The organism is Halomonas sp. B23F22_3, from assembly GCF_043496965.1.
Classification (GTDB): Bacteria; Pseudomonadota; Gammaproteobacteria; order Pseudomonadales; family Halomonadaceae; genus Halomonas.
The window spans coordinates 250,622-275,660 of sequence record NZ_JBIEKG010000002.1 but is presented as its reverse complement, the minus strand read 5'-3'; the positions used below and the strand labels follow the sequence as shown (position 1 = coordinate 275,660).

The 25,039-nt window shown below is 67.0% G+C and carries 19 protein-coding genes and 1 other RNA gene; 14 read left to right on the top strand and 6 right to left on the bottom strand.

Annotated features, from left to right (window positions below; all coding sequences use genetic code 11):
* Position 1 precedes the first annotated feature (1 nt).
* The 5 genes from ACGTNG_RS04905 to nhaC all read left to right on the top strand — a co-directional run bounded on the left by ACGTNG_RS04905 (position 2) and on the right by nhaC (position 4,602).
* Positions 2 to 805 carry a transporter substrate-binding domain-containing protein gene (locus ACGTNG_RS04905; protein ID WP_318723331.1) on the top strand — a complete coding sequence of 268 codons (804 nt, stop codon included), beginning with the start codon at positions 2 to 4 and terminating at the stop codon, positions 803 to 805.
* Between the two features lie 77 nt (positions 806 to 882).
* Positions 883 to 1,539, top strand: a complete 657-nt coding sequence (locus ACGTNG_RS04900) for an amino acid ABC transporter permease (RefSeq protein WP_394575817.1) — start codon at positions 883 to 885, stop codon at positions 1,537 to 1,539.
* 45 nt (positions 1,540 to 1,584) lie between these two features.
* The gene (locus ACGTNG_RS04895; RefSeq protein ID WP_138179859.1) at positions 1,585 to 2,238 is read left to right on the top strand and encodes an amino acid ABC transporter permease; all 654 of its coding nucleotides are present in this window, start codon (positions 1,585 to 1,587) and stop codon (positions 2,236 to 2,238) included.
* A gap of 12 nt (positions 2,239 to 2,250) precedes the next feature.
* On the top strand, positions 2,251 to 3,030 hold the full coding sequence (locus ACGTNG_RS04890) for an amino acid ABC transporter ATP-binding protein (RefSeq protein ID WP_444875020.1): 780 nt from the start codon (positions 2,251 to 2,253) through the stop codon (positions 3,028 to 3,030).
* A 123-nt stretch (positions 3,031 to 3,153) separates the two neighbouring features.
* On the top strand, positions 3,154 to 4,602 hold the full coding sequence (nhaC, locus tag ACGTNG_RS04885; protein ID WP_394575816.1) for a Na+/H+ antiporter NhaC: 1,449 nt from the start codon (positions 3,154 to 3,156) through the stop codon (positions 4,600 to 4,602).
* A gap of 145 nt (positions 4,603 to 4,747) precedes the next feature.
* On the opposite strand, the gene ACGTNG_RS04880 is transcribed toward nhaC, so the two are convergent.
* The gene (locus ACGTNG_RS04880) at positions 4,748 to 5,485 is read right to left on the bottom strand and encodes a tellurite resistance TerB family protein (RefSeq protein ID WP_394575815.1); all 738 of its coding nucleotides are present in this window, start codon (positions 5,483 to 5,485) and stop codon (positions 4,748 to 4,750) included.
* Positions 5,486 to 5,771: 286 nt separating this feature from the next.
* Positions 5,772 to 5,868, bottom strand: an RNA gene (gene ffs, locus ACGTNG_RS04875) — signal recognition particle sRNA small type.
* A 183-nt stretch (positions 5,869 to 6,051) separates the two neighbouring features.
* Between ffs and ACGTNG_RS04870 the strand changes: the two genes are divergently transcribed.
* Positions 6,052 to 8,094, top strand: a complete 2,043-nt coding sequence (locus ACGTNG_RS04870; RefSeq protein WP_394575814.1) for a hypothetical protein — start codon at positions 6,052 to 6,054, stop codon at positions 8,092 to 8,094.
* 167 nt (positions 8,095 to 8,261) lie between these two features.
* Positions 8,262 to 9,026 (top strand): TlyA family RNA methyltransferase, encoded by a 765-nt coding sequence (locus ACGTNG_RS04865; RefSeq protein ID WP_394575813.1) that lies wholly within the window; start codon positions 8,262 to 8,264, stop codon positions 9,024 to 9,026.
* Positions 9,027 to 9,094: 68 nt separating this feature from the next.
* On the opposite strand, the gene mscK is transcribed toward ACGTNG_RS04865, so the two are convergent.
* On the bottom strand, positions 9,095 to 12,469 hold the full coding sequence (gene mscK, locus ACGTNG_RS04860; protein ID WP_394576172.1) for a mechanosensitive channel MscK: 3,375 nt from the start codon (positions 12,467 to 12,469) through the stop codon (positions 9,095 to 9,097).
* Between the two features lie 252 nt (positions 12,470 to 12,721).
* On the opposite strand from mscK, the gene ACGTNG_RS04855 reads away from it, so the two are divergent.
* From ACGTNG_RS04855 to ACGTNG_RS04835, 5 genes are all read left to right on the top strand, one after another.
* Positions 12,722 to 13,768 (top strand): phospholipase A, encoded by a 1,047-nt coding sequence (locus ACGTNG_RS04855; protein ID WP_394575812.1) that lies wholly within the window; start codon positions 12,722 to 12,724, stop codon positions 13,766 to 13,768.
* Between the two features lie 107 nt (positions 13,769 to 13,875).
* A complete protein-coding gene (locus ACGTNG_RS04850; protein WP_394575811.1) occupies positions 13,876 to 14,208 on the top strand; it encodes an ElaB/YgaM/YqjD family protein in 333 nt (110 codons plus the stop codon).
* On the top strand, positions 14,208 to 14,603 hold the full coding sequence (locus ACGTNG_RS04845) for a phage holin family protein (RefSeq protein WP_394575809.1): 396 nt from the start codon (positions 14,208 to 14,210) through the stop codon (positions 14,601 to 14,603). Before ACGTNG_RS04850 ends, ACGTNG_RS04845 begins: the two co-directional genes overlap by 1 nt.
* Complete coding sequence (locus ACGTNG_RS04840; RefSeq protein WP_394575808.1) at positions 14,590 to 14,868, top strand: YqjK family protein; 279 nt, start codon at positions 14,590 to 14,592, stop codon at positions 14,866 to 14,868. The genes ACGTNG_RS04845 and ACGTNG_RS04840 overlap by 14 nt, the downstream gene beginning before the upstream one ends.
* A gap of 121 nt (positions 14,869 to 14,989) precedes the next feature.
* A complete protein-coding gene (locus tag ACGTNG_RS04835; RefSeq protein WP_394575807.1) occupies positions 14,990 to 15,445 on the top strand; it encodes a CopD family protein in 456 nt (151 codons plus the stop codon).
* Positions 15,446 to 15,578: 133 nt separating this feature from the next.
* On the opposite strand, the gene ACGTNG_RS04830 is transcribed toward ACGTNG_RS04835, so the two are convergent.
* The 3 genes from ACGTNG_RS04830 to ACGTNG_RS04820 form a co-directional block, all read right to left on the bottom strand.
* Positions 15,579 to 16,826: an ATP-grasp domain-containing protein gene (locus ACGTNG_RS04830; RefSeq protein WP_394576171.1), complete on the bottom strand. Its 1,248-nt coding sequence runs from the start codon at positions 16,824 to 16,826 to the stop codon at positions 15,579 to 15,581.
* A gap of 331 nt (positions 16,827 to 17,157) precedes the next feature.
* Positions 17,158 to 19,149, bottom strand: a complete 1,992-nt coding sequence (locus tag ACGTNG_RS04825; RefSeq protein ID WP_394575806.1) for a hypothetical protein — start codon at positions 19,147 to 19,149, stop codon at positions 17,158 to 17,160.
* Between the two features lie 230 nt (positions 19,150 to 19,379).
* Entirely contained in the window at positions 19,380 to 20,555 is a 1,176-nt protein-coding gene (locus ACGTNG_RS04820; RefSeq protein WP_394575804.1) for a BaiN/RdsA family NAD(P)/FAD-dependent oxidoreductase, read from the bottom strand.
* A gap of 239 nt (positions 20,556 to 20,794) precedes the next feature.
* Between ACGTNG_RS04820 and ACGTNG_RS04815 the strand changes: the two genes are divergently transcribed.
* Together ACGTNG_RS04815 and ACGTNG_RS04810 are read left to right on the top strand one after the other, a co-directional pair.
* Positions 20,795 to 21,889 (top strand): efflux RND transporter periplasmic adaptor subunit, encoded by a 1,095-nt coding sequence (locus tag ACGTNG_RS04815; RefSeq protein ID WP_394575803.1) that lies wholly within the window; start codon positions 20,795 to 20,797, stop codon positions 21,887 to 21,889.
* A complete protein-coding gene (locus ACGTNG_RS04810; RefSeq protein WP_394575802.1) occupies positions 21,889 to 25,002 on the top strand; it encodes an efflux RND transporter permease subunit in 3,114 nt (1,037 codons plus the stop codon). Before ACGTNG_RS04815 ends, ACGTNG_RS04810 begins: the two co-directional genes overlap by 1 nt.
* Positions 25,003 to 25,039: the final 37 nt, after the last annotated feature.

Genomic DNA, 25,039 nt, shown 5'->3' with positions numbered 1-25,039 from the left:
CATGACAAATCACAACAAGCCTTTCTCTCGTTCCCTCATGGGCGCCCTGGCGCTGCTCGGCGCCCTCTCCCTGGCCAGCGTGCCGGCCCAGGCCCGGGATCTTCCCGAGATCCGGGAGGATGTCTTCCAGGTCGCCAATTCCGGCGCCTACCCGCCCTTCAGCTACGTCGACACGAGCGGCAACGTGGTCGGCTTCGACGTGGATATCGCCGAGGCGCTGGCGGAGAAAATGGGCGTCGAGGTCAATATCCAGACCTCACCCTGGAACGGCATCGTCGCCGCCCTCGCGGGCGGACGCTTCGACGCCTGCATCTGCAGCATGAGCGCCACCGAGGAGCGCCGGAAGGCCGTCGACTTCACCGACCCCTACTACCGCTCGGGACTCTCCATCTGGGTGCAGGAAGAGACCGATGACGTCTCAAGCATCGCCGACTTCGAGGGCAAGCGCGTGGGCTCGACGCTCGGCGAGACCGGCAACCAGTGGGCCACCGAACAGGCCGACGGTCGCTGGCGCAACCAGACCTTCCAGGGGCTGCCCGACATGCTCAATGCCCTCACCACCGGTCGCATCGACGTGATGGTCGCCGATGACATCCCCGTCTATGTCGCGCTCAACGAGGACGATATCGCCATCAAGCAGGTCGACGTCGGCGACCTGCCGCGCTTCCCGGCCGCCATTGCCGTCCAGAAAGGCTCGCCGAAGCTCAAGGAGGCCCTCAACGAGGCGCTGGCCGAGATCAAGGCGGATGGCACCTACCAGGAGATCGTCGACAAGTGGATCGGCGAAGGCGTCGAATTCAACTGATGGGAACGACACAGCAGGGCATACGCCCTGCTGCCCTCCCCCCTTCCTGACAATACGACAATAGGACAGAAGGGATCATGGACTTCGAACTGATGATTGATATCACGCCGCTGCTGGTGAAGGCGGCGTGGGTCACCGTGGACATCTCCGCGCGTGCGCTGTTCTTCGGCTTCCTCATCGCCTCGGTGCTGGTGGCCATGCGCACCTCGCGCATCCCCCCCATTCGCTGGTTCGCCCGTGCCTATATCAGCGTGGTGCGCGGCACGCCCTATTTCGTGCAGCTGCTGCTGGTCTTCTATGGCGGGCCCGCCGTCGGCCTGCGCCTGGACCCCTTCACCTGTGGTGTGGTGGTCGGCGCCTTCAATATCGGCGCCTACATGAGCGAGGCCATTCGCGGCGCCATCGAGTCGGTGGACAGTGGCCAGAACGAGGCGTCGCGCTCCCTGGGCTTCGGTCGCCTGCAGACCCTGCAGCACATCGTCCTGCCCCAGGCAGCCGGCCTGATGATCCGCTCGGTGGGCGTCCTGGCCATCATCCTGGTCAAGAACTCGTCGCTGGTCTCCATCATCTCGGTGATCGAGCTGACCTATCAGGCCCAGCGACTGATCGGCTCCACCTACAAGCCCCTGGAGGTCTTCACGCTCAGCGCCCTGATGTACATCGTCATCATCTACGCGGTCATGGGCATCGTGGAGTTTCTCTACCGTCGGGCCACACGCTACGCCTTCCTGTAACCCTCACTGGGCGTCTTACCGGGCCACAACAACCAGGATAGCCCCATGGAATTCGACTTCAGTCCCGTCATCGATTACCTGCCCACGCTGCTTCAAGGCGTCGGCGTCACCCTGCTGATCGGCCTGGCCGTCGCCGTGATGTCGGTGGTGGGTGGCCAGATCGTGGCGGTCATCACCCTGTATACCCGCAAGATGGTGAACTGGCCGCTGCGCTTCTTCATCTGGCTCTTCATGACCACGCCGCTGCTGCTGCAGCTCTACTTTCTCTACTTCGGCCTCGGCGAGCTGATCCTGATACCGGCCATCGTGGTCGGGGTGCTGGGCCTGGGCTTTCACTACATGGCCTACAACGCCGACATCTTCATCGCCACCATCAAGTCGGTATCGAGCGGCCAGTACGAGGCCTCCCGCTCGCTGGGCTTCGGGCACCTGAGGACGCTGTTCTACGTGATCCTTCCCCAGGCCTTCTATCGGGCCCTGCCGCAGCTGAGCAACAACATGATCATCATGGTCAAGGACATCTCGGTGCTCTCCGCCATCGGCATCGGCGAGATGGTGTATGTCTCGCAGTACGCCATCAGCGTGACCTTCCGACCCTTCGAGTTCTACATCACCATCGCCGTCATCTACTACCTGATCAACCTGATGATGGAAGCCGGCCAGACGTGGATCGAGCGTCGCGCCGCCTATCGCCGCTAACGAGGACGTGACATGACACAGTCGACAGAGACCCCGATGGTCGAGCTCAAGGGGGTCAAGAAACGCTTCGGTGACCTGGAAGTGCTCAAGGGCATCGACCTGCGCGTCGATCGCGGCAGGATCATCTCCATCATCGGCCCGTCGGGCTCGGGCAAGAGCACCCTGCTGCGCTCCGTCAACAACCTGGAGGCGATCGACGAGGGCACCATCCTGCTGGATGGCGTCCAGGTCAACCGGCCCGACCTGAGAGGCCTGGCCTACGAGCGGCACATCAACCATATCCGCCAGAACATGGGCATGGTGTTCCAGCACTTCAATCTGTTCCCCCACCTCTCGACGCTGGAAAACGTGACCCTGGCGCCGAGAAAGCTCAAGGGCATGGACACCGGCAGCGCCCGCGAACTCGGCATGGAACTGCTCGAGCGCGTGGGCCTGGCGGACAAGGCGCAGGCCTATCCCAGCTCCCTCTCCGGGGGCCAGAAACAGCGGGTGGCCATCGCCCGGGCCCTGGCCATGCAGCCCAAGGTGATGCTCTTCGACGAGGCCACCTCGGCGCTCGACCCCGAGCTGGTCGAGGAGGTGAACCGGGTCATGAAGGGGCTGGCCGAGGAGCATATGACCATGCTGATCGTCACCCACGAGATGGCCTTCGCGCGCGACGTGTCCGACTGGGCGATGTTCATGGATGGCGGCGTGGTGGTCGAGGCCAATACCCCCGACCACCTGTTCAGTCATCCGGACCAGGAACGCACCCAACACTTCCTGCGCAAGCACCTGGGCGCACACGCCTGACCCGTGAAGCCCCCGACCCGGCCGCGAATCCTCCGCGAGCCGCTCACGGCGCTCACGGCGGTCACGGCGGTCACGGCGGTCACGGGACCGGCCAATAACAATCATCCTCGAAGGAGCCACACCTTGCACGGCACGACACCCCAAGATGCATCCACTCGTCCCTCGTTCCTGGGGGCCGCGAGCTGCATCGGCTTTCTCTGCTTCATGATGTTCGCCCAGATCTTCCTCCTCGGTGAGGACTGGGTCACCCATATCTCGCTGATCTTCGCCATCGTGGTCACGGCCATCATCGCCATGCTGTCGGGGTTCAGCTGGCACGACATCCAGCGGGGCATCCTCTATGGCTGCGAGATCGCGATGCTGCCCATGCTGATCCTGATGATGGTCGGGGTCCTGGTCGCCAGCTGGATCGCCTCGGGCACCATCCCCTCGCTGGTCTACTACGGCCTGCAGCTGATCAATCCGACCTATTTCCTGTTCACCGCGGTGATCGTCTGCGCCATCGCCTCGCTGGTCACGGGCAGCTCCTGGACCACCGCCGCGACCTTCGGCGTCGCCTTCATGGGCATCGGCACGGGCCTCGACGTTCCCGCCGCCATGACCGCCGGCGCCGTGATCTCGGGTGCCATCTTCGGCGACAAGATCTCGCCGGTCTCCGACTCCACCAACCTGGCGGCGGGGGTCGCCGAGGCGGACCTCTTCGATCACATCCGCTCGATGCTCTACACCACCGGTCCCGCGCTGATCATCTCGGCGGTGCTGTTCTTCGTCATCGGCATGGGTTTCGACGGCAGCGGCGTCGACACTTCCCGCACCGACCGGCTGCTGGCCGGCATCCGGGAGAACTACTCGGTCGGCCTGCTCGCCTTCCTGCCGCCACTGGTCGTGCTCGTGCTGGCCTATCGTCGCGTCAGCGCCCTGGCCGTCATGGTGATCGGCAGCCTGGTCGGGGCCGCCATGGCGGTCGCCGTCCAGGGCGTGGCGATCGGCGACATGATGAACTTCATGAACTATGGCTATGTCTCGGAGACCGGCATCGAGTCGGTGGACAGCCTGCTCAGCCGCGGCGGCCTGCAGGAGATGATGTGGACGATCTCGCTGGGCTTCATCGGCCTCAGCCTCGGCGGCCTGCTGGAAAAGACCCACATGCTCGAGGTGCTGCTCGAGAAGATGGGCCGGCTGGTGAGCCACTCGCGGGGGCTGATCGTGACCCACGTCGTCGCCTCCCTGGCCACCAACCTGTTCTCCGCCAGCCAGTACATCGCCATCATCATTCCCGGGCGCATGCTGGTGCCGGCCTATCGCAAGCTCAGGATCCTGCCGTCGGTGTGCTCGCGCACCTGCGAGGATTCCGCCACCGTGACCTCGCCCCTGGTGCCCTGGGGCCTGGGCGGCGCCTACTACATGGGCGTGCTGGACGTGTCGGCCTGGGACTACATGGGCTGGACCTTCCTGGCCCTGATCACCCCGGTGATCGCCGTCCTGTATGCCATGTTCAACCTCTTCATCTGGCGTGAGGGGGAGCGCAACGACGTCTACACCTACCGTGAGCCGGAGGTTCAGGCCGGCTGACCGCAGCCCGGCTGACCGCAGCCAGAACCACCCGCGCAACGCAAGGGGGCGCCGTGCTCGACACGGCGCCCCCTTCGACGTCTATGGCCACTGCTCCGGCGGCTCGGCTCGCCCTCGCTCCCGGCGGAGAGCGCGGCGACGGCGCCTAGCCCGCCGTCAGCGCCTGGCGCTCGAGTTCCTGTCGCATGCCGTCGTCCAGTCCCAGGGCGCCGCCCAGCTGATCGAGCCAGGCGCGCTCCATGGGGTTCTGCTCGTCGATCACCGCCACGCTGACCAGGTACATCTCCCGCGCCGCCTGGGGCGAATCCGCCTGACGGGCCAGGGCCTCAGCGTCCAGCGGCGCCGAGAGCTGCTGCTCCACCCAGTCGTGAAGCTCGGCGTCGGCGCCCATGGCATCGATCTGTTCGGTCAGCAGGGCGCGCTCGCGGTCGTCGATGTGGCCATCGGCGCGCGCCGCCATGATCACGGCCTGCAGCAGCTCCAGGCTGCGCTGCTCCTGGGAGACGCCCTCGAGGCGCTCCATGGGACGCCCCTCCGTCGCCTCATCGCCGCCACTCTCTCCACCACGATCGCCGCGGGAATTCTGCCAGGCCTTCCAGGCCAGCGCGCCGACGCCGGCGATGGCCCCGTATTTCAGTGCCTTGCCGCCCATCTTGCGGCCGCGCTTGGAGCCGACCAGCAGCCCCAGGGCGCCGCCCCCGAGCAGGCTCTTCATGTCGACGCCACTTCCTTGCGCGTCGCCACCGGCGCCCCGTGACCCGCCGCCGCTACCAAGCGCCGAGGAGACCCGATTCACCATGCCCTGGACGTCCAGGCCGCCGGCGCCCTTCTGGCTGCCGCTGGCCTGTTTCATGACCTGCTCGAGAATGCTCTTGGCGTTCATGTCGCGCTCCTTGTGAAAATCGCATGGGATTCGATAGGCGGAACCGCAATAGGTTTCGCGGCCGGCCGACTCTTTATGCCGGGAGCATCATGCGGGACATCACGAGCGAAAGACGCACTGAGAATCCGGACGGGCGAACACGCGCAGGCACACCAACGGGCGGCAAATAACGTCGAGGACGCAAGCGAGCAGCGGGAGATATACAGCGGGATAAAGGCCGCCTGGGAAGGCGTAAGGCGAGCCGGGCGCGGCACAGAAGAGCCACCGAGGCCACAAAGAGAGGCGGCCCCGAAAGCCACATCCCGGCACACGCGTCCATCACTACCGTTGCTCCCTTCCGGGCCTGGCGGGGTTTGCGACTTAGCGTTGCGGGAGGACCAACGAGGCCACCACGACATGCGTCTCGAAGACGCCTCGACCGACGCGGGACACGCCCCTGTCGATCGGCGGGCACTATACCAATGTGCCTTGCCGGCAACAAGGGCCGATGCGGGAATCGGACGCTTGATTTCTCCGCTCAATGCAGGCGTCATAGAGGCCATGACAGCTGACGACAAGGAGTCCGTGTGACGAGCCCACGTGACACGACAGACAGCACCCGCCGTGGTGTGACGAGAGTCAGCGGCGAACTTTCCGGGCTGCTCGAGACGTTCGATGACACCGTCAGCCTGCTCCGCGATGCAAGCGACCTCTCCAAGCCGGGCGTGCTGCCCGACCTTCTCGATATCGCCCGACAAGTGATGCTTCAGGAGGGGGGCTGCGACGCCATCGAGCAACGCGCCCGCGCCTTCGAGGAGGCCGGGGCCTTCCTCGGGTCCGACTGGGAGACGCCCCAGTACCTCGTGCCCTCCCTCACCCCGCATGCGCTGAAGAGTCCCGACCCCAATACCGTCGCGATCGAGGCACTCAGCGAGCTCCGGCTGCTGGCCGTGGCCAAGGGTGACTACCTGCACCCGCATATCTCGATGGAACAGGCACACCATTACCTGACTCAGGTGATGGCCATCAATCTCTGGCTGCTCTTCGGCACGCCCAGTGAAGCGGAACGCGAGTCCCAGGGACAGCTGGCGCTGGTGCCGCGACAGCTGTTCGGCCATCTGGCCGATCGCATCGGCTACGAGCACATCATCGACCGGCTGATCGAGGAGATCTGGCGGATCATCGAGCAGCGCCCCATCCAGGTCGAGCCGGTCAAGCAGATGATCACCCAGATCGCCGTCTGCCAGGCCAACCCCGACATCGACCTGGGCGCCAGCGGCCAGGGGGCCGACCGCCTGGTCAGCTCGCTGTTCGGGCCGACCCGGGCCAGCCGTGAAGACCCCGGGCTTGAGATCTACCGCGAACGGCTGTCGAGCATGGACACCCCCGCGCTTCAGGGCGAGGCCACCGGTTTCGCCCGCGCCATGCACGACACCGGCCTGGTCTCCGCCTACCACCCGGTGCTGCTGCGCCATCTGCTGGACCACAGCGACCACCTGCTGGCGGAAGCGCTGGGGCTCTCGTCCACCGGTCGTGACTGCCTGCTCTGCTACCGCGAGCTGGTCCATGCGCTGATCCGCGGGGGCATCTATCCCACCACCCCGCAGGCCGCCTATGGCCTGGCGCTGATGCTGGAGCGCGGTATCCTCTATCAGCCGCCGGTGGCCCCGGCGATGTGGCGCCAGCTGGGGCTCTCGCTGTCGGAGTGGTCCCAGGCACGCCTCAACCTGGCCTTCGGCGAGACCGTGTCGCCCCGCGCCCGGCTGCTGGAGGGCGTGCTGTGCATGCTGGGCCTGCCGCTGGGCGTGGGCCAGGGCAACAACCCCACCTGCCAGTCGGCGCGCGCCCTCTCCATGTGGGCCTACAACGACCCGGACTACCTGCTGCAGATGGTGACCTGGGCGGCCCGTGACGACGACATCATCATCCATTTCGAGGGCATGCCGCTCTCCTCCATGGCGAGCCTCTCCGGCGTCGCCCAGGCACTGCCCATGGACCTCGATCCGGTATCGCTGATCGTGGTCCCGCACCTGGACCGCATCTATGCGGAGATGATCCGGCGCTGCATCGGCCGCGAAGGCGACCCGCACCGCTGGGTCAACCCGGAGTTCCACGGCTGGTGGTCGGGCCGGGGCTTTCGCATCAATGTCGACGTGGCGACCGGCAAGCTCCATGAGCTGGACGACTTCCTGCGCCACTTCTATGCCAGCTACCACCCCTACTACAACGGCAACCAGCCGCTGATCCACCCCCAGCCGGCGGGCATCGCCGTCACCGACAGCGCCGCCCGCTTCATCGGCTGGCACGCCATCACCATCCTGCGGGTCAACCTCGACCCCAACGACGTCATGCGGGTGTACTTCTTCAACCCCAACAACGACAGCGGCCAGGACTGGGGCGATGGCATCAAGGTGAGCACGGCAGACCAGGGCGAGCGCTTCGGCGAGTCCTCGCTGCCCTTCGAGCAGTTCGCCTCACGCCTCTACATCTACCACTACGACCCCCTGGAACGCGGCGAGCTGGCCAAGATCACCCAGGAGGAGCTCGACCGGGTGACGGGCTATATCCACCGCAGCTGGGGCAGCGACCGGATCCCGGCCGTCGGCCTGCAGGCCGACGAGGGCCCCTAGGCCAGCAGCCCGGTCGCCGACCGCGATCACCGCCCGACGCGATGCCCTCGTACCCCCTGGTGCGGGGGCATCGTGCATGAGAACGGCCCACCGCCCGCCTCTGGCGCCTCGAGCGAGTGACGCGATATGCCATAATGGCGCCTCCGTACACCCCCGCCGGAGCCGCCATGCCACGTCTCGATCAGTTGCTCGTCACCCAGGGCCTGGCCCGTTCCCGCACCCGCGCCCAGCGGCTGATCCGCCATGGCCGCGTGCGTCTGGCGACGGGTGGCACCCCGCTGACCAAGCCCGGCGAGAAGCTGCCGGAGGCGACCGAGCTGACGGTGGAAGACGATCCCGAGGAGCGCTACGCCTCCCGGGCCGGACTCAAGCTCGAGGCGCTGATCGAGGCGCTCGGGCTATCGCTCTCGGGGCGCCCGGTGCTCGACGTGGGCCAGTCCACCGGGGGCTTCACCGACTGCGCCCTGCACTTCGGTGCCCGACACGTGATCGGCGTGGAGGTCGGTCACGACCAGCTCGATGCCCGCCTGCGCCACGACCCCAGGGTGACCTGCCTGGAGGGCCTCAATGCGCGCGCCATGGCGAGCGATCCGCGCCTCGCGGCGGCCTTCGCGGCCCTCGAGATCGAGGGACCGGAGCTGGCGGTGATGGACGTCTCCTTCATCTCGCAGACGCTGATCCTGCCCGAGCTCGCCGCCCTGCTGCCCCCCGGAAGCGAGCTACTGAGCCTGGTCAAGCCGCAGTTCGAGGTGGGCCCGGGGGGCGTCAATGCGCGAGGCCTGGTGGTGGACGAGCGCCGCTTCGCCGAGGTGGAGGCGCGCATCCGCCGGGGCTGCGCCGAGCTCGGCTTCGAGATCCTGCACTGGCGGCCGAGCCCGCTGCTCGGCGGCGATGGCAACCGGGAGTTCCTGCTCCACGCCGTGCGGCGCTGACGCCCCGCCGCTGCCCTCTTGCCAGGCGTCGGTCTGGCCGGGGGTCTGCCTCCCCTGCCGGGTGCCCGTCAGCGCCCGGCGTCACCGCCCCCGTCGCCATCGCCCCCGGCATCGAGATTGCCCGGATCGCCCTTGGCGCCCGGTGCCGGGCGGTCGGGCTCTGCGAGCCGCCGTGACGAGACGCTCTGCACCCTGCTGGCCTGACCGCCGGCCCGGTGGAGCCAGACGTCGAGCTGGTTGAAGGCGATATCGATGCCATGATCGGCGAACAGCTCACCCACCCGGCAGTTGATCTCGTCGGTGGCGAAGAGTCGGTCGCCGAGGCTGTTGACGAAGATGCGCAGCTCGAAGTCCAGGGTGCTCTCGGCGTAGTTCATGAAGAACACCTGGGGCTCGGGGTCGGCCAGCACCCGCGCGTTCTCGTCGGCGGCCTCACGCAGCAGGCGGTGCACCAGGCGATGATCCGAGCCGTAGGCGACCCCGTAGCTGAGCACCACCCGGGTAATGGTGTCGGAGAGCGACCAGTTGATCAGCTGATCGGTGATGAAGGTCTTGTTGGGGATGATGATCTCCTTGCGGTCGAAGTCGGTCACCGTGGTGGCGCGGATGCGGATCTTGCTCACCGTGCCGGTGAGGTTACCCAGGGTGATGGTGTCGCCGATGCGCACCGGCCGCTCGAACAGGATGATCAGGCCCGAGACGAAGTTGGCGAAGATCTCCTGCAGGCCGAAACCGAGACCCACGCTCAGCGCCGCCACCAGCCACTGCAGCTTGCTCCAGGAGACCCCCAGGGTGCCCAGCGCCGCGACCACGCCGCCGCCGACGATGGTGTAGGCGAGCAGCGAGCTGATGGCGTAGGCGCTGCCCTGCTTGAGCTCCAGCCGCGAGAGCACCATCACCTCGAGCAGGCCCGGCAGGTTGCGCGCCATCATCAGGGTGAGCACCACCACCAGCAGGGCGGTGATGATGTCGGCCACCGAGACCATGCCGCCGAGCGCCTCGGGGGATTCCCCCTCGCCGGGCGCCACCAGGGTGACCTGCTCGAGGTAGCCAAACACCGAGAGCAGGTCCGACCACACCAGGTAGAGCACCAGGATGAAGCCGATCATCAGGATCAGCTTGGAGAGGCGCAGCGACTGCTGGTTGACCTGCTCCATGTCCAGCGGCGGCTCCTCGACGACCTCCAGGCCCTCGACGCCCTCCTGGGACTGGGCGTGACGCCTGGCCAGGGCACGGCGGTAGGCCAGGCGCCGGGCGGCCACGGCCAGGCCGCGAATCACCGTGGCCTCCACCAGGATCCACAGGCCCAGCAGATAGAGCGAGATGACGAAGCGCCCCATGAGGCTGAGCGCGGTGTATTCGTACCCGTAGACGATCAGGCCCGCCATCGCTAGCGGCACCAGCGCGATGACGAGTCCCAGCAGCAGGCGAAACAGCTTGACCCCGAAGAAGGGCACGTGGGCCAGGATCAGCTTGGTCAGTACCAGGCTCATGGCCAGCAGGCCGACCAGCATGAGCAGCAGACCGACCGGGCGCTGGTTAAGCGCGACGGCCGCCTCGAGGGCCAGCGGGGCGATCAGCAGCACCGGCACCAGCGCCACGCCCAGCCACAGCAGCCAGCGGCGCAGGGCGGCGGCATAGCCGGCGGGCCAGTAGAAGTGACGCGTGGCCACGCCGCCCGAAACCAGCAGGTTGCGGGCCCAGGTGAGCACGGCCCAGGCCAGCGCCAGGTGCAGCAGGGACTGGCCGATGCCTTGCCCGAGGCCCTCGGTGCCGGCGATAAGCGCGACACCGGCCGCCAGCAGACAGAGCGGACCGGGCAGGGCCAGCAGGGCGTTGAGCGCCACCGCCTGGGGCGTATGCCCCTGGGAATCACGCTTGAGATGGCCGACCTCCTGATGCAGCCGCAACAGCCGCGCCCGGAAACGTTGGCGGCAGGCGATCAGCCCCAGCGCCACCAGGATGATCGGCACACCAAGCAGCGCACGGGCGCTCGGCAGCCGCCAGTTCGCCGGCAGCAAGGTACGCCACTCCCCTTCGCGCCACTCCACGGCCAGGTTCTCCGGCAGGTTGCCCAGCCAGGCGAGGCTCAGAGGGCGCGTATTGGCGATCCAGAACAGCTGCTCGTCGATGGTGTTACGCAGTTCCTGGCTGGTATCCAGCAGCTGCTGCTGGTTGAGCTGCAGGTCGATCGCCGCGCTGAGCATCTCACCGTAGGTCGTTTCCAGCTGATCGACGAGCTCACGCCGCGCCTGGTACAGATCGAGCAGCGACTCGACCAGCGCCGGCGATGACTCGGCGTCGGCCTCCTCGATCCGTTGACGCGCCAGCTTCCTGCCCTCGCGTAGCTGATCGTGGTGACGCCCGAGCTCGAACTGCTTGAGGTGCAGGTCGGCGATCTCGTCCTGCAGGCCGGGCCGCTCTTCTACCCGGGGAAGCGTCAGGCGCTGTTCGCGCAGGATCCGCGACAGCAGCATGCTGCCGCGGACGGCATCGATCTGTTCGTTGAGGTTGCGCTGCAGCTGGCGGACCCGGTCGAACTGACGACGCACCTCGGAGCTCTCGCGAACCAGGCGATTGGCCCGATCGGTGGCGCGCAGCAGCTCGAGGCTCATGGTGCGATTGATCTCCCGGGCCTGGCGCACCAGGGGATGACCGACGATTCCCTCTCCCTCCTCGCTGACCGCCTCGGCGATGGCCTGCTCGGACTGCTCACGACGGCGGCGGTCGATGACCGCCTGGAGCATGGTCAGCTGGGCCTCCTGGCTAGCGACCTGACGCTCGAGCAGGTCACGGTGCTCCTGATCCAGCTCACGCAGCCGGCTGTTGGTCTCCAGCTGTCGCTGATGCAGTGCCAGGGTCTGCTCGGCCAGCGCGCGCTCGACGCGCAGCTGCCAACGTCTGGGCGAGTCCGCCGCCACCTCGGCATCGGCCAGTTCCTCCAGTTGGCGACGCCGTTCGTCGGCCCGCTGCATCGCCTCGCCGATGGCCTGCTGGGCGCGCTCCGGCAGGGTCTGGGAATTGAGCAGCCGAGAGGAGACCTCGGCGAGGGTGTCCTGAGACGACGACAGGGCTTCCTGGGCATTCTTGCGGCGCGCCTCCAGCGCCTTGAGGGAGAGCTTCTCCAGCTCCTCGAGGGTCGTCTGCCGATCGGTCTGCTCGATCTGGTCAAGCGCCTGCTGAAATCGCTGAAGTGCCTGGGGCGCCCGCTCGACCCGTGCCTCGAGCTCGGCCAGCTGCTCCTTCACCGTGGCCAGTCGCTCCATCCCATCGAGGGCCGCACGCAGTGCCTCGTTCTCCCGCTCCGCGCCCTCGGCGGGCGTCTCGCCCTCGGCCGGCTGGCGCTCCTCGAGGCGCGCCTCGATCTCCTCGCGGGAGGGGAGCGGCCGGTCGGCCGCCGCCGACGAGACGTCCTCCTGGGCCAGCGCCGAGGGCGCCGACATCGATCCCACCAGCAGGCACAGCAAGAGCAGCAGGCCATAGCACACGACAGCGCGCCAACGGCCAACACGATGATAGGCGTTCAAGGGGCAGCCTCGGTTATGATGGTGCATGGCGTGATTCTCGGCCCCGCGGGGCAACAAGGCAATGACCGCCGGTCGCCGGGCAATGGCCGCCTGTCGCCCCGGGAGCACAGTTGACTTGCCGGGCTGGCGTGATAGAAACGCCCGTGATCTTCCACAAGGTGCCTGACCATGATGTCTGCTCGATTTTCCCTGTGCGCTGCGTCGCTGCTGCTGGCGAGCCTCAGCGGCACGACCCTGGCCGCCGAATCGCTGAGCGAGGACGAGCGACAGGCCATCGAGGCCCGCATCGCCGAACTCGAGGATGAGATGGGCGCGCTGCGCCAACGGCTGCAGACGGCCGAGGCCCCACCATCTGCCACCGCGGCTGTCGCCGCCGACGACGACACCGAGCCGAAGCTCGAAGAGGCGGTGGACGAACGCCGCGAGCTCGAGCGCGCCTCGGCGAAGAACCCCTATGCCATCACCACCCACCGGCGTAACTACTGGTTCCCGCTGAGCTATAACAGCTCGCCGAACGAGGGCGTCTTTCGCGACGTCAGCGATGATAACGACGCCGACCGGGCGGAGATGAAGTTCCAGTTCAGCGTCAAGTTCAACCTGGTCGAGGATCTCTTCGGCGACTTCGGTGGCGATCTGCATTTCGGCTATACCCAGCGCAGCTGGTGGCAGGCCTACAACGCGGATGCCTCCTCGCCGTTTCGCGAGACCAACTACGAGCCCGAGGTGTTCATCGACTTCGACAACAGCGCCTCGCTGCTGGGCTGGACCAACATCCAAAATCGCCTGTCGTTCAACCACCAGTCCAACGGCCGTTCCGGGACGCTATCGCGCAGCTGGAACCGGCTCATCCTCCAGTCCAGCTTCGTCAACGATGACTGGACCCTGGTGCTGGCGCCCCACTGGCGCATTCCGGAATCCGAGGGCGAGGACGACAACCCCGACATCCACAAGTATCTCGGCTATGGCGACATCACCGTGGCCCGGCGCGTCAACGATGACAACGAACTGAGCCTGATGCTGCGCGGCAATCCCAGCGACGGCAACCTGGGTACCCAGGTGGACTACTCCTGGCCGTTGTTCGGCAGCATTCGCGGCCACCTGCAGTACTACTACGGCTATGGCGAGAGCCTGATCGACTACGATCAGCGCACCAATCGGCTGAGCCTGGGGTTCAGTCTCAACCCGATCTTCTCCTCCGGCAGCCTCGAGCGCTGAGCGGGCCAAGAACCCGGGTGAAAGCCCGGGCAGACCGCCCGGATGGATTGAAGTCACTCCGTCGACTGCTATGCTGACCCTGTCATTCACCGTCAAAGGAAGACCCGATGGCCAGCCAACACTCCCGCACCAGCGAATCCACACAGCAGCTCAAGGAAGACCTGCAACACCTCACCAAGACCATCGAGGAGCTGGTCGAAGCCACGGCCGACGACTCCCGGAGCAATATCAAGGAGCTCCGCGAGCGCGCCGAGAAGCGGATGAAGGACACCCGGGAGCGCCTCGAGGCGCGTGGCGAGCGCCTCTACGGCGAGGCGCGCGATAACGTGACCCAGCAGGCCGACGCCTGCGACCGCTATGTCCACGACAACCCCTGGACCAGCATCGGCATCGGCGCCGCCGTGGGCGTGGTGGTCGGCATGCTGATCGGGCGGCGCTGATGGCGGCGAGCCAGGGACCGGCTCAACGGCTGTTCGGAGCAGGCAAGCGTCTGCTCGGCAGCCTGCTGGCGACCGGCGAGACGCGCCTGCGCCTCGCCGTGCTCGAACTGGAAGAGGAGCGCGCGCGCCTCTTCGGCCTCCTGCTGCTGGCCGGCCTCAGCCTGATCCTGCTGCTGTTGGGCATCGGCGTCCTTACCACCCTGGTGATCGTCGCCTTCTGGGAGACCCACCGCCTGACCGCCATCGGCGCAAGCGCGGTGGTGCTACTGGGCAGCGGCCTGCTGCTGGCCCTGCGGGTGATGCAGCTGGCCCGCCGCCGCACCCTGCTGGCCGGTACGCTGCGCCACCTGGCCACGGATCGCGACCTGGTGGAGGCAAGCCGTGAACCGCGCTGAACGCCTCGCCCGCCGGGAAGAGCTCGAGCACGCCATCGAACAGCAGCGCATCGACCTGCTGGTGGCCGCCCATCGCTGGCGTACGGCCGAACGGGCCATCGATCAGGGCTGGCAGTTTCTCGTGCGCTTCAAGACCCCGCTGCTCATGGCGGGCGGACTGCTCGCCTACCGCGGCTTGCGCCACCCTGGCGGCGCGGCGCGCCTGGCACGTCGGCTGACCGCCGGCGCGCTGTTCGCCAAGAAGGCTCGCGACCTGCTGCGCTGAGCCACGCCGCGGCCCGCTGGCGGCTACCCCAAGCGTGCGGCCTCCCCCCGGCACCCTCCCCCCTTCGCTGGCCCCCTCAAGGGCCCCGCAAGCCCCGAAACAGCGCCCATGGAGCCCTACCATGCCCCTTGCTATCAGCCTGCACCTTCTCGCCGCCGTGATCTGGGTCGGCGGCATGTTCTTCGCCTGGATGATCCTGCGCCGGGTCGCTGGAGAGCTGCTCGCGCCGCCCCAGCGGCTGACGCTCTGGTATCACGTCTTCCAGCGCTTCTTCCCCTGGGTATGGGGCTGCGTGGTGACGCTGCTGGTGACGGGGCTGTGGATGCTCTTCGGAATCTTCGGCGGCATGGCCGGCGCCGGCGTGCATGTTCACCTGATGCTGGTGACGGGGCTCGCCATGATGGCGATCTTCCTGCACATCTGGTTCGCACCGTTTGCCCGGCTGGGTCGGGCCGTGGCCGGCGAGGACTGGCCCACCGGCGGTCAGCAGCTGGCGCAGATCCGTAGGCTGATCGGCATCAACCTGATACTGGGACTGGCAACGGTCGCCATCGCTTCCGCTGGCCGCTACCTGTAATCCAGGCCGCGACAAGCTGTCGAGGCGATGTAACGTCGGCGCCATGCGAGGCAGACACCAATGCAAAAGGCAGGGCCAAAGCCCTGCCTTTCTTCGTGCTACCGCCCGCTAGAGGGCGGGCTAGCTCGCATCACTAGACATAGAAATCCAGGTCTTCCTGAGCCTTGAGCAGATCCCGCATCTTGATCGGATCATCACCGAAGAAGAACACCAGCCCCCAGTGGGTACCGAAGGCCGAGCGATCCGGCACCGTCTCCTCGGCGGGCGGCGTCAGCTCGTGAAAATCAAAATACGGATGCTCGATGGTTTCCTTGGGCATCTCCAGCTTGCTGACGACACGACGACGCGGATAGACGCCGAAGCAGCCCGCATAGCCCTTCGCATCAACCACTTCACGCGGGAAGAAGTTGGCGACTTCTTCCTTGGTGCTCTTGGGATCGAAGACGATCATCGATGCCTGATAGGCGTTGAAGCCGTAGGCACGCTCGATGAGCTCGAAGGCCTTGAACCCGGGTGGGCGATAGGCGACTTCGCCGAAGTACATCTCGCCGTCGGCGGTCACGAAATACTCGGGATGGATCAGGCCGAACTGAATATCGAACGTCTTGATCAGCTTCTCGATCTGCTTGGTAATGGCATCGCGCCAGCTCTCGAGCTCGTTGGTCGCGGGAACGAAGACCGAGTAGCCGAGCGTCACGTATTCGGAGATGTTGAGGAACTGGATCTTGCCATCATGGATCCAGGCCTCGACGGCGAATTCCCAGCCATCGAGGTGGCTTTCCATCAACAGCGGATACTCTTCATCCGGAATATGCTCGATCTCTTCCATCGTGCGGATCATGCGATGGCCGAGGCAACCGGCCTTGTCGAAGGCCTTGACGTGGATCGGATCATCGGGGTCGCCGTCGAGCTTGAGCAGCGTCTGGTTGACGCGCTTCATGAAGCGAACGACGTCTTCCTTTTCGTGGGCCTCCTCGAAGATCCCCACGCGGATGCCGCCCAGCTGGGCACGACGCTTCATCAGCGCCTTGTCGCGGAACAGGATGGACTGCCCGTACATGCGCGGGTTATCCAGCAACACGGAGTTGATCGCGCCCGACCACTCCACGGTCTCCTCGAACAGCGGGATGGCGACGTCGACGCCCTCATCCTTGAGCCGCTGGGCGATCTCCATGGAACGATCGTTCAGGCGAATGAAGTCCCACGGAATGTAGGGAATCTTGTTGGCCGTGCAGAAATCCTCGGCCCATTCGGGCGCAACGACCACGTAGCGACGGTCGAACTTCTGGGCCGCCTTGATGGCATTGACGCTCCAGCCAAGCAGGGCGATATACCCCTTGTTGGGATCCTTGGGCGTTTCCGTTCCGCGAACCGAATCCATCGAAGGATCGGTCCAGGCTGCAACCTCCGGGGGCAGTTCAGTTTCTGTTTCTGGCGTCGTCATTCGACATTCTCCTTGGGGTTGTACGGAAAGCGTGCACTCGGATCGGAGCGCGGGCTCGGTGAAGTGAGCCGTCGGGCAGTGCTATTTCACAGCAATCATGCCACCCGGCAGCGTGTGCGATGCGAATCAGAAAAAATCACAAATGTGTGCGTGAACCCTTAATTCCGATCGTATAAATCAGTGTAGCGGCTCTGCCATTGAATAGGAAATCCGGGCGATAGCCCTGAAACGGTTAGATGACGAACAACCAGTATCCGCCCACCCCCACTTAGCGGCCCGATGCCCAGCTCGCTTGCGCAAGGCGCATGGCACCCTGCACCTCATCCGCCGGCACCGACGCAGGATCCCCCTTCTCCAGGGGGTCATAGTGGAAGACATAGAGCCGTGAGACGAACTCGGACACGGGTAGCGATGCCTCACCATAAAGTTCGCCATGGCCCTGAGTTGAGGTGATGATCCCCTGCCCCCAATTCTGCCCGCTGTCGTTATTGGGATTGAAGAAATACACCCGCATGACACCGACTTTATCGAGAGCAAGCCGCTGAATCGTGATCGCATGCCAGCCGAGAAAGCGCGTGGCACTATCGGTCACGGCAATGCCCGCAGGCTGCGGATTGATGACCGGAATATTGCCATTGTAATAAGGGTGATAAGCCGCATAGAAATCGCGGATGAAACCCTCGAAATCCTTCAGGCCGCCCGTAAAGACATCGACGGCGATGCGAAATCCGTGGCCGACCTGCTCCCCATGGAACTCGGCATTGACCCACTTGTGCGGATCCTCTCCGCGACCGGCACTGCGACGCCCCATCTCGAAGTAGATGCGGTCGAGGTGCGGGACGGTCAGCAGTGAGACGGCGTCCACATCGACGGGAGGCTCGCTCGCCAGACCGGTGCCGAGTTCACGCGAGGAGACGTTATCCCCCTCGAAGCGCATCACGATCTCGTCATCGCGCGCGGCCCAGGCGACGATGCGCAGCAGGTCGGCCGGCGCACCATAGGCCCACATGGACAGGGCACGCGTGGACTGGCAGGTAGGATAGTTGCCCTGCCCTACGCCGAGGGGATGGCCGAGTACGTTGAGGACGTCGGCCAGCAGGAAGCTCTCCGGAGAGCGGCGGTTCCCGAAGACACTGACGATCTTCTCTGCCGCGGCATCGCACAGCGTCAATCGCACCTGCCGCCACAGCGACGGAGCCACCGGTGGCGCATAGAGAATGCCCCGTTCGAGCATCATGGCGAGGCCGTAGACCGCCTGACTGGTTTCGGCGAACAGGGCTTCGTCGATCAGGGTATGGATCAATGCCGGGTAGCAGTGAAAGGCGTCTGCCCCGGTGTAGCTGAGTCCCAGCGCCGTGGGAATCAAGGCATTCCAGCGGGTGCGCAGGTAACGAATGAACCCCGGCATGTAGGGCGAGACCAGGCCGGTGCCGTGCATGGCCTGGGCGAAGGCAATGGCTTCCTGCAACAGCGCCTCATCGTCCATGAGCGCCAGCCGCTCGGCATAGACGTCGAAGCCGGGATCCTCGCGGCACCCTGCCGTGGGGCTGAACACGGCATTGATCAGCCGCAGCGCATCATCCCCGACCTCGCCGAGCGTCGCGTCCGGCTTGTTCAGGCAGGCCGCGATCTGGGTCACCATGTGCTTGACGCCATCGACCTGGACCGGACGCTGCGCCAGTACCCGCCACACTTCGGCGACCAGGTGTTCCAGAAGGTTTTCGTAGCCGAGATGGTGCAGCAGGTAGTGATAGAGATGCTGAACCAGGACGCCCAGCCTCTCGGGCCGCAGGCGATCGCCCTCCTGCAGGTCGCTGACCACGAGGTCGAGATTCATCGCCATCACCTGAGCGAGGAAGTGATGGGCATGCTCAGCGGAGATGGAGGGATGAATGAAGTCGCCGCTGGCCACCGCCAGCAGCCGGACCTGGCTCAGGCTCTCCACCAGGGTGGCGACCGGATCGCCATGCCGCACCGTACGCACGGCCAGGGAAGGCACCAGCGTCTGGGGATAATGCCAGTCGCTGCCGCGAAAGAAGCCGGCCGCCTCGAGCGCCGGCACCCTCGCGTAGACGAGATCGATCCCCTCGGGATCGAGCATCAAGGCGCGTGCCGGCTCAAGGACCTCGAACACGGGCGAGACGCCCGCGACGCTATTGGCGACGGCAAGCCGCTCGATGGCCGCGTCGAGCTGCTCAACGGAGGCGGCGATCGAGGCATGGTCGTCGTGGGGGCGGGAATCGTGGGTGCCTGGGCTCATGCAACCACTGTCAATCCTCCCTCGAGACATGTCAAACGCGTGGGGTAAGCCCAGAGCCGGGAGCTCAGTGTCCAAGATATGGCCCCAAAGGCGCGCGTCCTCGGGGCTCACCGACCCGTCAGGCGTGGCAGCGCCGCCCAGGGAATCCACTGGCGATGCCCGCCGCCGTGGCGAGGCGGGGCTTTGCTGTGAGTGGCTGCATGAGTGGCGCCGGCTATATCCGAGTGGCGCTACAGCGCCATGCCGCAGGCCACGCCGGATGCCCAGGCCCACTGGAAGTTGTGGCCGCCGAGCTCGCCGGTGACGTCCAGCACCTCACCGATGAAGCGCAGCTGGGGTAGCCCCGTGACCGCGAAGTGCTTCGAGGAGATCGCGCGCGTGTCGACGCCGCCCATGGTCACCTCGGCGGTGCGCCAGCCCTCGGTGCCGGCCGGCTTGACCCGCCAGTCGCCTAGGCGCTCGGCCCAGGCCGCCAGACGCTCATTGGAGTACTCGGCCAGCACGCCGTCGTCGCCATGCCACTCGATCAGCGCCTGGGCGAGTCGCTTCGGCAGCCGCTCGCCAAGCCAGGTCGAGAGCCGACGCCTGGGCGTCTCCCGGCGTGCCGAGGCCAGGGCCTCGAAGGCATCGAGGCCGGGCAGCAGGTCGATGGAGAGGGTGTCGCCCGGCTGCCAGACGCTGGAGATCTGCAGCATGGCGGGGCCCGACAGGCCACGATGGGTGAAGAGCATCGGTTCGCGGTAGCGACGACCACGACAGCTCACCGCGACCTCGACGCTGACCCCGGCCAGGGCCTCAGCCCGCGCCTTCCACTGCGAGGTCAGGGTGAAGGGCACCAGGGCGGCCCGGGTCTCGGTGACCGCGAGGCCGAACTGCCGGGCGAGCTCATAGCCGAACCCCGTGGCGCCCATGGTCGGAATGGAGAGCCCCCCGCTCGCCACCACCACGGCACCAGCGTCGATGCGCCCCGCCGAGGTCGACAGCCGCATGCCCTCCCCGGCGCGCTCCACGGCCTCGATCGAGGTCTTCAGGCGGATCTCGACGCCCGCCCAGTCGCACTCGGTCAGCAGCACCCGCAGGATCTCCTTCGCGGAGTCGGCGCAGAACAGCTGGCCCGGCGCCTTCTCCACGTAGTCCACGCCGTGGCGGTCCACCAGCTCGACGAAGTGCTCGGGGCTGTAGCGCTTGAGGGCAGAGATACAGAAGGCGGGGTTGTCCGAATAGAAGTTGGCCGGGCCCGAGGCCAGGTTGGTGAAGTTGCAGCGCCCCCCGCCGGACATCAGGATCTTCTTGCCGGCCTTGTTGGCATGATCCACCACCAGCACGCGCCGTCCGGCATAGCCGGCGGTCAGCGCGCACATCAGGCCGGCGGCGCCGGCGCCGATCACTACCACGTCATACGTCACGGCCAGGGCCTCCTGAGGGCATCGAGTCGGGCCGCGCATTCTAGCAGCCCGCCGGCCCGGCGCCGAGCATGCCCGGGGAGTGGTCATTTCTGTACAAGAATTGTACATTTAGACGATAGCGAGCCACCTGTGCATTTCTTCCACACTGCGCTGCCACACTCGGCTCCAACCGAGTTCCAAGCTGCTACGGGCCCGACGGAACGGGCTCCCGCTCATCGACCACCGACAAGAAGCCCGCCATGATCTCATCGCGACAACGCCTGACCCTGCTGATCGGCCTGGCCCTGCTGGTGCTCTCGCCGCTGGTCATCGCCCAGCAGCCCACCGCGGTGATCGCCGCCCGCGCCAGCCTCGCCGCCTGGTCCGATCCGCTGGAGTCGCTGGGCACCCTGCGCGCCGACGAGAGCGTGACCCTCTCCGCCACCGTCACCGAGACCATCGCCGAGCTGACCTTCGAGGGCGGCGAGCGCGTCGAGGCCGGCGAGCTGCTGGTGCGCCTGGCCGACGACGAGCAGCGCGCCGACCTGCGGGTCGCCCAGGCGCTGCGCGACGAGCGGCGCAACGCCGTGAACCGGCTCGCCCAGCTGCAGAGCCGCAACCTGGCACCGCGGGCCGACGTGGAGGATGCCCGGGCCCGCCTGCGCCAGGCCGAGGCGGAAATCCAGGCCCTGGAGGCGAGGCTGGCCGACACCCGCATCCAGGCGCCCTTCGGCGGCATCGTCGGCTTTCGCAACGTCAGCGTGGGCACCCTGGTGACCCCCGGCACCGAGCTCGTCACCCTCGATCGGCTCGACGTCATGAAGCTCGACTTCACCCTCCCCGAACGGGCCCTCGGCCAGGTCGCGCCGGGCCTGGCGCTGACCGCGACCAGCGCGGCCCTGCCCCACACCCCGTTTCGCGGCGAGATCGCCAGCATCGGCACGCGCATCGACCCGATCAGCCGCAGCATCACGGTGCGCGCCAAGCTCGCCAACCCGGAACTCGCGCTGCGCCCCGGCATGTTGATGCAGGTGACGCTCGAGAGCGCCCCCCGCGAGGCGCTGGTGATTCCCGAGGAGGCGCTGCTGCCGCAAGGTCAGCGCCAGTTCGTGCTGACGCTCAAGAGCGACGGCGAGGCCTACCGGGTCGAGGAGCGCGAGGTGCGCATCGGCGCGCGTCGCGCGGGCGAGGTGGAGATCCTCGAGGGGCTCGCCGAGGATGACCTGGTGGTCGCCCACGGCACCGAGCGGGTCCGCGACGGCCAGCCGACCCGCCTGCTCGGCATCCTCGACGACGACACCACCGTGCCCCAGCTGCTGCGCCGCAGCCGCAACGCCGCCGAGGTGAACGGCTGATGCGCCTCTCCGACCTCTCCGTCCAGCGCCCGGTGCTGGCCGTGGTGATGGCCGCCCTGATCGTGGCCTTTGGCCTGCTGGCCCTGGAGCGGCTGCCGCTCCAGGAGTACCCCGCCATCGACCCGCCGGTGGTCTCCATCGATACCCGCTACCCCGGCGCCTCGGCCAGCATCGTGGAGACCCGCGTCACCCAGGTGCTGGAGGATCGCATCGCCGGGGTGGCGGGCATCGAGGTGATCTCCTCCTCGAGCGAGGACGGCCGCTCCAGCATCAACGTGGAGTTCGGCCTGGATCTCGACATCGACGCGGCCGCCAACGACATCCGCGACCGCATCTCCGGGGCCCGCGACAACCTCCCCGAGGAGGCCGACCCGCCGGAGGTACAGAAGGCCGACTCGAGCTCCGAGGTGGTGATCTGGTTCTCGCTGAGCGGCGGCGGCTACGACGTGGCCGAGCTCACCGACTACGCCGACCGCTACCTGGTGGACCGCTTCTCGGTGCTGCCCGGCGTCGCCCAGGTGCGCATCGGCGGCGGCCGGGAATACGCCATGCGCGTCTGGCTGGACGCCGACGCCCTGGCGGCGCGCGGGCTCACGGTGGGCGACGTCGAGGACGTCCTGCGCGACGAGAACGTCGAGCTGCCCGGCGGCGCCCTGGTCTCCGAGGCGCGCCAGTTCATCGTGCGCCTGCCGAGAAGCTTCGCCACCCCCGAGGACTTCCGCCTGCTGGCGCTGGACGAGGGCGCCGACGGCTACCTGGTCCGCCTGGGCGACGTGGCGCGGGTGGAGATCGGCGCCGTGGAGGAGCGCACCGTCTTTCGCGGCAACGGCGTGCCGATGGTCGGGCTGGGGCTGATGAAGCAGTCCACCGCCAACGTGCTGGAGATCTCCCAGGGCGCCAAGGCGGAGATGGAGCGCCTGCAGGAGACCCTGCCCGAGGGCATGGAGCTGTCGCTGAACTTCGACTCCTCGGTGTTCGTCTCCGGCGCCATCGGCCAGGTCGTGCAGACGCTGTTCATCGCCATGGGCCTGGTGGTGGTCGCGATCTTCCTGTTCCTCGGCAACGTGCGCACCACGCTGATCCCGGCCGTGACCGTGCCCATCGCCCTGGTCGGCAGCTTCGCGGCGCTGGCGGTGCTGGGTTTCACCATCAACCTGCTGACCCTGCTGGCCCTGGTGCTGGCCATCGGGCTGATCGTCGACGACGCCATCGTGGTGCTGGAGAACATCCACCGGCGCATGCAGGAGCTGGGCGAGACGCCGCTGGTGGCGGCCTTTCGCGGGACCCGCCAGATCGCCTTCGCGGTCATCGCCACCACCCTGGTGCTGGTGGCGGTGTTCGTACCACTGAGTTTCCTGCAGGGCGACATCGGCCGGCTGTTCTCGGAATTCGCCCTCACCCTGGCCGCCGCGGTGGTCATCTCCAGCCTGCTGGCGCTGACCCTGACACCGATGATGGCCTCCAAGATCCTCAAGGCCGACATGCACGAGGGCCGCCTGGCCCAGGCCGTGCAGTGGGGCCTGGATCGCTCCCGCCAGGGGTATCGCCGCCTGCTCGAGCGGGTGCTGGGGCTGCGTCTGCTGGTGCTGGCGCTGTTTCTCGGCATCGTCGGCGCCATGGTGTGGCTCAACGGGGAGCTGCCCAACGAGTACACCCCCAAGGAGGATCGCGGCAACTTCTTCGTACTGGTCAACGGCCCGCCCGGCGCGACCTACGACTACATGCTCGACTACATGGACGAGATCGAGACGCGCCTGCTGCCGATGACCGAACAGGGCGAGGTCGAGCGCATCCTGGTGCGCGCTCCAATGGGCTGGGGCAACATCGAGAACTTCAACAGCGGCTTCGTCATCGTCACCCTCGCCGACTGGGCCGAGCGCCGGTCGGCGTGGACGATCATGGACGAGATCCGCGGCCGCCTCGCCGACCTGCCCGGCATCCGGGCCTTTCCGGTGATGCGGCAGGGCTTCGGGTCGCGAGTCGAGAAGCCGGTGCAGTTCGTGCTCGGCGGCGGCACCTTCGAGCAGCTGGCCGAGTGGCGCGACACCCTGCTGGCTCACCTGCGCGAGCACAACCCGCGCCTGACCGGGCTCGAGAGCGACTACGAGGAGAACCAGCCGCAGCTGCGGGTGGACATCGACTACACCCGTGCCGCCGCCCTGGGGGTGACGGTCACCGAGATCGGCCGCACCCTGGAGACCCTGCTGGGCGGGCGCACCGTGACCCAGTACGTGGACGACGGCCAGGAGTATGACGTCATCCTCGAGGGCGCCCCCGGTTCCCGGCCGAGCCCCAGGTCCCTGGAGAGCCTGCGGGTGCGCTCCGACCGCTCGGGCGAGCTGATTCCCCTGGCGAGCCTGGTGACGCTGTCCGACTTCGCCGGCCCCAGCACCCTGAACCGCTTCAACCGCGTCCGGGCGGTCACCATCCAGGCCGACCTGGCGGACGACTACCCGCTGGGCGAGGCGCTCGCCTACCTGGAGGCGACGGTGGACGAGATCCTGCCGCCGGCGGCTCAGACCGACGTCAAGGGCGCCTCGCGGGACTACCAGGAAGCGAGCGGCGCCACCGCCTTCCTGCTGGGACTGGGCATCCTGGTGGTGTTCCTGGTGCTCGCCGGGCAGTTCGAGAGCTTCGTGCACCCCTTCGTAATCATGCTCACCGTGCCGCTGGCGATCTGCGGCGCCCTGCTGGGGCTCTATCTCACCGGCCAGTCGTTGAACATCTACAGTCAGGTGGGGCTGGTGATGCTGGTGGGGCTGGCGGCCAAGAACGGCATCCTGATCGTGGAGTTCGCCAACCAGCTGCGCGATCGCGGCGTGGCCTTCCACGAGGCGCTGGTAGAGGCCTCGGTGACCCGCCTGCGGCCCATCGTGATGACGGCGGTGACCACCATGGCGGGCGCCGTGCCGCTGATCGTCTCCAGCGGCGCCGGCGCCGAGACCCGCCTGGTGATCGGCACCGTCATCCTCTGCGGCCTGGCCGCGGCCACCCTGTTCACCCTGTTCGTGGTGCCGGTGGCCTACGACCTGCTGGCCCGGCGCACCGGCTCGCCCGGCGATGTCGCCTGCCGCCTGTCCGACGAGATGGGCGAGGAGCCCGCCGCGCACTGAGGGGAATCGACGCCGCCGGGGCCCGGCGGCGGGGAGA

Excerpts from the sequence above, each read along its gene's own strand:
- ACGTNG_RS04905 (WP_318723331.1), top strand. The coding sequence starts at position 2 with ATGACAAATCACAACAAGCCTTTCTCTCGTTCCCTCATGGGCGCCCTG.
- ACGTNG_RS04900 (WP_394575817.1), top strand. The coding sequence starts at position 883 with ATGGACTTCGAACTGATGATTGATATCACGCCGCTGCTGGTGAAGGCG.
- ACGTNG_RS04895 (WP_138179859.1), top strand. The coding sequence starts at position 1,585 with ATGGAATTCGACTTCAGTCCCGTCATCGATTACCTGCCCACGCTGCTT.
- ACGTNG_RS04890 (WP_444875020.1), top strand. The coding sequence starts at position 2,251 with ATGACACAGTCGACAGAGACCCCGATGGTCGAGCTCAAGGGGGTCAAG.
- ACGTNG_RS04880 (WP_394575815.1), bottom strand. The coding sequence starts at position 5,485 with ATGAACGCCAAGAGCATTCTCGAGCAGGTCATGAAACAGGCCAGCGGC.
- ACGTNG_RS04865 (WP_394575813.1), top strand. The coding sequence starts at position 8,262 with ATGCCACGTCTCGATCAGTTGCTCGTCACCCAGGGCCTGGCCCGTTCC.
- mscK (WP_394576172.1), bottom strand. The coding sequence starts at position 12,469 with ATGTCGGCGCCCTCGGCGCTGGCCCAGGAGGACGTCTCGTCGGCGGCG.
- ACGTNG_RS04855 (WP_394575812.1), top strand. The coding sequence starts at position 12,722 with ATGATGTCTGCTCGATTTTCCCTGTGCGCTGCGTCGCTGCTGCTGGCG.
- ACGTNG_RS04850 (WP_394575811.1), top strand. The coding sequence starts at position 13,876 with ATGGCCAGCCAACACTCCCGCACCAGCGAATCCACACAGCAGCTCAAG.
- ACGTNG_RS04845 (WP_394575809.1), top strand. The coding sequence starts at position 14,208 with ATGGCGGCGAGCCAGGGACCGGCTCAACGGCTGTTCGGAGCAGGCAAG.
- ACGTNG_RS04835 (WP_394575807.1), top strand. The coding sequence starts at position 14,990 with ATGCCCCTTGCTATCAGCCTGCACCTTCTCGCCGCCGTGATCTGGGTC.
- ACGTNG_RS04830 (WP_394576171.1), bottom strand. The coding sequence starts at position 16,826 with ATGGATTCGGTTCGCGGAACGGAAACGCCCAAGGATCCCAACAAGGGG.
- ACGTNG_RS04825 (WP_394575806.1), bottom strand. The coding sequence starts at position 19,149 with ATGAGCCCAGGCACCCACGATTCCCGCCCCCACGACGACCATGCCTCG.
- ACGTNG_RS04815 (WP_394575803.1), top strand. The coding sequence starts at position 20,795 with ATGATCTCATCGCGACAACGCCTGACCCTGCTGATCGGCCTGGCCCTG.
- ACGTNG_RS04810 (WP_394575802.1), top strand. The coding sequence starts at position 21,889 with ATGCGCCTCTCCGACCTCTCCGTCCAGCGCCCGGTGCTGGCCGTGGTG.